The 6,123-nt window shown below is 28.9% G+C and carries 5 protein-coding genes; 2 read left to right on the forward strand and 3 right to left on the reverse strand.

The annotated features are described in order from the left end of the window. Nucleotides 1-24: 24 nt before the first annotated feature. Entirely contained in the window at nucleotides 25-1,026 is a 1,002-nt protein-coding gene (locus B4E59_RS01470; RefSeq protein ID WP_407932366.1) for an AAA family ATPase, read from the reverse strand. 261 nt (nucleotides 1,027-1,287) lie between these two features. Here B4E59_RS01470 and B4E59_RS01475 point away from each other — a divergent pair, with 261 nt between their 5' ends. Together B4E59_RS01475 and B4E59_RS01480 are read left to right on the forward strand one after the other, a co-directional pair. Next, nucleotides 1,288-1,893, forward strand: coding sequence for a hypothetical protein (locus tag B4E59_RS01475; protein WP_038336180.1), 606 nt, complete (start codon nucleotides 1,288-1,290; stop codon nucleotides 1,891-1,893). A 222-nt stretch (nucleotides 1,894-2,115) separates the two neighbouring features. Further along, nucleotides 2,116-2,556, forward strand: a complete 441-nt coding sequence (locus B4E59_RS01480) for a hypothetical protein (RefSeq protein ID WP_291050891.1) — start codon at nucleotides 2,116-2,118, stop codon at nucleotides 2,554-2,556. A 222-nt stretch (nucleotides 2,557-2,778) separates the two neighbouring features. Here B4E59_RS01480 and B4E59_RS01485 read toward each other — a convergent pair whose 3' ends face one another. Both B4E59_RS01485 and B4E59_RS01490 read right to left on the reverse strand, forming a co-directional pair. Beyond that, on the reverse strand, nucleotides 2,779-4,524 hold the full coding sequence (locus B4E59_RS01485) for a hypothetical protein (RefSeq protein ID WP_291050893.1): 1,746 nt from the start codon (nucleotides 4,522-4,524) through the stop codon (nucleotides 2,779-2,781). Nucleotides 4,525-4,536: 12 nt separating this feature from the next. Further along, the gene (locus B4E59_RS01490) at nucleotides 4,537-5,688 is read right to left on the reverse strand and encodes an ABC transporter ATP-binding protein (RefSeq protein WP_291050897.1); all 1,152 of its coding nucleotides are present in this window, start codon (nucleotides 5,686-5,688) and stop codon (nucleotides 4,537-4,539) included. Nucleotides 5,689-6,123 lie beyond the last annotated feature (435 nt).

The raw sequence follows: 6,123 nt of genomic DNA on the forward strand, positions 1-6,123 counted from the left end.
GTTTAAATGATTTTGAATAGTGGTTTAAGGAACTGGAACAACATTAAGAATATTGTCTATAATTTCTTCTGGCGTAACATTTTCTGCTTCTGCTTCGTAGCTAATTCCGATACGGTGACGCAACACATCTTTTGCCATTGCACGTACATCGTCTGGAATAACATAAGCGCGTTTGCGTAAAAATGCATACACTTTTGAAGCTTGTGCCAAATTGATCGATCCACGAGGCGAAGAACCAAACGAAATCATTGGAACCAATTTTTCTAATCCAACTTTTTCTGGAAAACGAGTCGCGAAAATAATATCCAAAATATATTTTTCAATTTTTTCGTCCATATAAACTTGTTTCACCATTTCGCGCGCATCCAACAATTCTTGAATAGAGATTACTTTCTCAATTTTTGGAAAAGATTGATTAATCGAATTTCTTAAAATCAAACGTTCTGCTTCAAATTCTGGATAAGTAATGACCGTTTTCAACATAAAACGGTCAACTTGTGCTTCTGGCAAAGGATAAGTTCCTTCTTGTTCCACCGGATTTTGAGTCGCCAAAACCAAGAAAGGTTTTTGTAACAGATACGTTTCGTCACCAATTGTTACTTGACGCTCTTGCATTGCTTCTAACAAGGCAGATTGTACTTTTGCAGGCGAACGGTTAATCTCATCAGCTAAAACAAAATTGGCGAATATTGGTCCTTTTTTGATTCTAAAATCGTTTTCTTTTACATTATAAATAAGTGTCCCCACAACATCGGCAGGTAACAAATCTGGTGTAAATTGTATACGAGAAAAAGATCCATCAACAGCATCAGATAATGTTTTAATAGCTAATGTTTTTGCTAATCCAGGAACACCTTCTAATAAAACGTGTCCATTTCCAAGTAATCCGATTAATAGACTTTCAATCATTTTTTCTTGTCCAATAATCGCTTTATTTATTTCCGATGTCAACCTTGCAATGCTTTCGCTTTTTGCTTCTATTTGTTGGTTTAGTTGTTGTATATCCAAAATTTCGTTGAAATTAATGTTTATATTATTGATTCAAATTTCCTCTAAAATTAACAAATACAATTGATTTAGAAATTAAAACTTTCATACAATATTGTTAAACTTTGTTAAGACAAAAGTAGTGTACCAAACGTTTTGATTATTATTTTCAGTAAAATTTTTCCAAGACTTACAAACTATTTATAAACAATAAACGTTTCTAAATAATATTTCTTTAAATGATTATACAATAACTATTTAAAGAATATTTATATTTTGCTGAAATTTATTAAAACTATTATGAAAAACTATTTATTATTAATCATTATTGTACTCGGTTCAAACATTTATGCTCAAAAAGAGAAAGTAAAATCTGGTACTGTCGATTTCTTAAAAGGACAATCTAAAATGAAAGTTATTTTTGACTATTCAAATCTAAAAATTAATGCAGATAGCATTACAGAAGCAGAATATGTTCAAAAAAAGATTGTTGATCTAAATGGCAAAAATGCTGGAAATGGAGATATTTGGAATGATAAATGGACTGGTGCAAAAGAGTCTATCTGGGAACCAAAATTTATGGAGTTATTAACTAAATATGGTGCAAAATCTACTGGAATTTCATTCTCTGAAAACGCTACAGATGCTCCTTACACAATGATTGTTAAAGTTGATTGGATTTATCCAGGTTGGGATGCATTTGTAATGAAACAAGCTGCAAAAGTATCTACAACTATTACTATTGTTGATTCTAATAATTTTGAAGATAAAAAATTTGTTGTCAATTATAAAGAAGCTCCAGGAACTCAATTCGGTAATAATTATAGTGATGAATCGAGAATTGGAGAAGGGTTTGCAAAAACTGCTAAAACTTTTTCTAAAATGTTAGAGAAAAAAATAAAATAATCTTTCAAAAAAAATACATCAAAATCCATTCTTTATCGAATGGATTTTTTTATTCAATAAATTTGACAACTTTGTTAAAAAATTTAATAAATCCTTGATTTCACCGATACTTAACACTCGTTTACCTCAATATTTTTGACGTCTTTTTTTTGTGTTGCAACTTTGTTTCAAGAAAAATGAAAAGAATATAATTCTAACATTTAGTTATAAAAAACATAGATTATGAAAAAAGTATTTTTATTAGCAAGCATGATGATGGTAATGACATTATCGGCACAAGAAAGACCACAACAAGGTGAACGATCTGGAAATAGAAAAGAGCAAAGAGAACGCCCAACTGTAGATCAACAATTGAAAGAATTTGATCAATATAATTTGAGTTCTGCTCAAAAGAAAAAAGTAAAATCGTTGTTAGAGAGTAGAGATTCTGACATGAAAAAAGAGTTTACAAACAGAGACAAAAATTCTACTCAAAAAGGAGAAAGAGGCTCTCGACCAGAAAAAGGTACAAACGATTTTGATACTAAATTAGAGAAAATTTTAGACAAAAATCAGTTCAATCAATACAAACAAGATCGTGAAAAGCGTATGAAATCTAATAAATTTAGTATGCACAAAAAACGTGATGCGAAAGGAAATAGACCTTCGTCTAAATGTGCATAAAATCATAAAAATTAGGGTTAACCTACAAATTTTGATGGTTAACCTCTATTAATTTAAATTTTGAAAGAATATTTTAAAATTTGTGTGAGTTTAAAAATTATTATTGATTAACACAATGTGTTATTTTATTTCATAAGTAAGTTTTTTTAAAGTAGTTTTTAAAATTCATTTTCATTCAATTATCAAGTGAAAAGCGAGCCGATTTAGCTCGCTTTTCTTTTTTTATTCTTCTGGCATTGCTTGCCATTTTTTGTAAAGATTGATGATGAAATAAAAACTTATTAAATATAAAATTGGATTGATGTAAAGAAAAATTTCTGCAAATTCTTGTAACAGCAATAATTCTTTATTTGTTTGTCTAAACTCATAAATATTCATATGTTTATTTGCTTCATATAACATTTCTTCACGCAAATCTGTGTAAAAACTAAGCATCACAATTCCAATAAAAATATTGGTCGCAACAAACCAATTAAGATTAACACCTGTCAAAACTTTATATTTTTTGGAACGTAAGCCAATTAGTGTAGTCACTATAAATGCAATGTAAAAAACAAATAAAATAATATAAGGTGTGAATTGTGTATAACCAATACTTGCATCGATAGAAATTCCGAAAACGCTTCCTAAAATTGCCAAAATTCCTGCGCCAATCAATGAAATTAACCAAACTTTGAACGAACTAAATCTGAATGTAATAATAAGAACGGTAATAACTAAAGCGATTAGTAAATAGTACTGAATATGTTCTAACCAAGTGGAACTATATTTCGAAAACTCAATATTTTCATACACTTTGTTTAAACTATCTTGGTGGATATAATCATTCAGTTTTTTATCTACAGTTTGATAAGGATCAATATAATTCAATTTATGATCAATGAAATAATACGGATATTGAGGCAAATAATCAATCCACTTTTTATGTTTGAACTGATACCCAATTTCTTGCTTTTTTAATAAATCGGTATAATTATTCAATAAATTTTCAATTACTTTTCGATCATTTTTTTGCAACAAAGCAATCCATTGTCCATCATAAAATTGATGATTTAAAGTAGAATCTTTCGGATTGTTAAAAGCCAAAACACTATAATTATACAAACTTGCTAAGTTGTAATAAACATCTGGTTTTCCACCAGAATTTAATGTTACTGCAGCAGAATCGACAACAGCATAAGTTGAATCTACAGCTACTGTAGTAGGATAGTCCATTTCTTCTTGAAATGAATCTGTAGATGAATTATTCTTTTTAAGAGGTTGATACGTTTGATTAAAATTAATTTTAGAATAACTAAATCGATCCGGAAAATAATCTCTTAATAAGGTTTCAAATTCAGGATTTCTGAAATACGGATCCAAAAAAGCATCATATGAGTATGTTGGATTTTTTCTTAAATATTCTCTCTTATTTTTTTCATATAATTCTCTTGTTTCTTTTTCCGAAACCAACGAATCAAAAGCTGGAACAGGCAAATTTCTCGAATAATTATCGTACCCAAAATTTGGTTGCAACGTAAAACCTTGCGCTCTATTGATAATATCGATATCTTTCAAATATTGCTCTTCAGTTATATAATTTGAAACACGAAATTTAAGACCAGTTTTGAACGAATTTGGTACATAAAACATCAAAAATATAATGAAGAAAACGGCCAAAAATTCTTTGAATAAATAATTTCTTGAGGTTGGATAATTTGATTTGAAACGATTATTTTTTATATAGAAATACAACCAAATAACGCCGATAATGACACCAATTAATAGGTAATAAATAAAAATTCCTGAGTTGAAAAACACTTCATAAAGTCCAGTTTCTTGCAGTTGAGATTTTTTAGTAAAAAACAAAAAACCATTGATAAATGCAATCAAGTTGAAAACTAAAACCGTCAACAAAATCCAAATAAATTTCAGATTCCAAATCAATGGATATTTGGTAATTAAAGTTTGATTTATTTTTTTGAACATAGTTGGTTGGTTTTAATTGACAAAAAAGCGACGACTTGATTTCGAAATATCTCGAATATATTTTACTTTCAATAATGATTTTCCGATTTCAGACAAAATCATATTCATTGAAATTTCATCATCAAAATATGCGATATATGATCCTCCATTGAATTTTATCTGTTTAATTTCGATGTTAGATAAAGCTGTTAATAACTCTTCTTTGGTATTTTCAACATCAATTTCAACAATCGTAAAATCACCTTCCAAATCATTTGTATCTCCTTGTATTTTAAGCTTTCCTTGCTCTAAAAAGAGAACTTCTGTCGATACTTTTTCAACTTCGTACAATTGTTGAGAACTCAAAATAACACCAAAAGGATTTCGGATTGATTGTGATAAAAATTTCAAATCTTCAAGAATAATTTGTTGTGCCAAAATATCTAAATTAGCCAAAGGCTCATCTAACAACAATACTTTTGGACGACGCAATAACGTTCGCGCGAGCTCGAATCGCATTTTATAACCAGACGACAATTGTCGCCATTGCAAATCCTTGTAAGGCCAAAGCCCCAAACGCGCCAACATAACATTCGCTAATAACCTATTTTCTTCGTTGTAAATATCATAACATGTCAAGGTAAATTGCAGATTTTCCATAAACGAACCATATAAAACTTCGATTCGTTGCGGCACATAAACTAATTTTGTTTTCAGCTCAAAACTAAACGGTTTTGCTTTAGAAAAATGATAAATTATTTCGCCAGAAGTTGGTTTCAATTCACCACAAATTAAACGTAATAAAGTCGTTTTTCCATTTCCATTCTCTCCAACTAATCCAACAACTTCTCGTGATTTCAAATCAAAAGTAATGGGATGGAGTTTAAAATTTCGACGATGATAAGCTTTTTCAACATTGTTGGTTGATATCAATGTTTCTTCTTTCTGAAAGGGAGGAGGAGAAGCTTGTTTTAACTTTTCCACCAATTGTAAAGCCTGCGTTATTTTATTTTCGTTCGTAGAATTTTCGGTGTAATAAAGATCCGAATAGGAGATAATCTCTTTGTAAAAAGATTTCTCACCCAAATCCAACACGCAATCAATTAATCGGCGATAGCCCAAATCAAGATCATTGTGCTGCAAATGATTTTCTACTTCGTTTAGTCGTTGGTTAAATTCATTCATAGATTGATTATTAAATCATTACGAATATAACAATCCTTTTCTATAAATAAAATGGCTAATTGTAGGGAGATTTCAGTTTCAACAATTTTTGATAAACTTTCTTAATTACTTTTTAATTCATTATTTATCAAGTTTTTATAATTAACAATTTTAACTTTATTAAATCAATTTAGTTCTAAAATCATCATTATTCACAAGTTTTAATAAAGTCTATTCATAACTTTTTAATTCATTTATATTTAATAGTTTACTATTAACAATTTGAGTAATTAATCAAGCTATAAACATTCTTTTTATAACTCAGTTGAAAAGTAGTTAATTTATTAAATAACAAGTGATTACTATTAACAATTTTAGAATCATTGAGATTCCTCCTAACGTTGGAATGGCAGAAAATTTGATGCTAAAAAAAAATGTCATTCTGATTTCTATGAC

The organism is Empedobacter sp. UBA2044, assembly GCF_002333005.1.
Lineage (GTDB): Bacteria > Bacteroidota > Bacteroidia > Flavobacteriales > Weeksellaceae > Empedobacter > Empedobacter falsenii_B.

Coding starts and splice junctions, on each gene's coding strand:
- B4E59_RS01475 (WP_038336180.1), top strand. CDS start 1,288: ATGAAAAACTATTTATTATTAATCATTATTGTACTCGGTTCAAACATT.
- B4E59_RS01480 (WP_291050891.1), top strand. CDS start 2,116: ATGAAAAAAGTATTTTTATTAGCAAGCATGATGATGGTAATGACATTA.
- B4E59_RS01485 (WP_291050893.1), bottom strand. CDS start 4,524: ATGTTCAAAAAAATAAATCAAACTTTAATTACCAAATATCCATTGATT.
- B4E59_RS01490 (WP_291050897.1), bottom strand. CDS start 5,688: ATGAATGAATTTAACCAACGACTAAACGAAGTAGAAAATCATTTGCAG.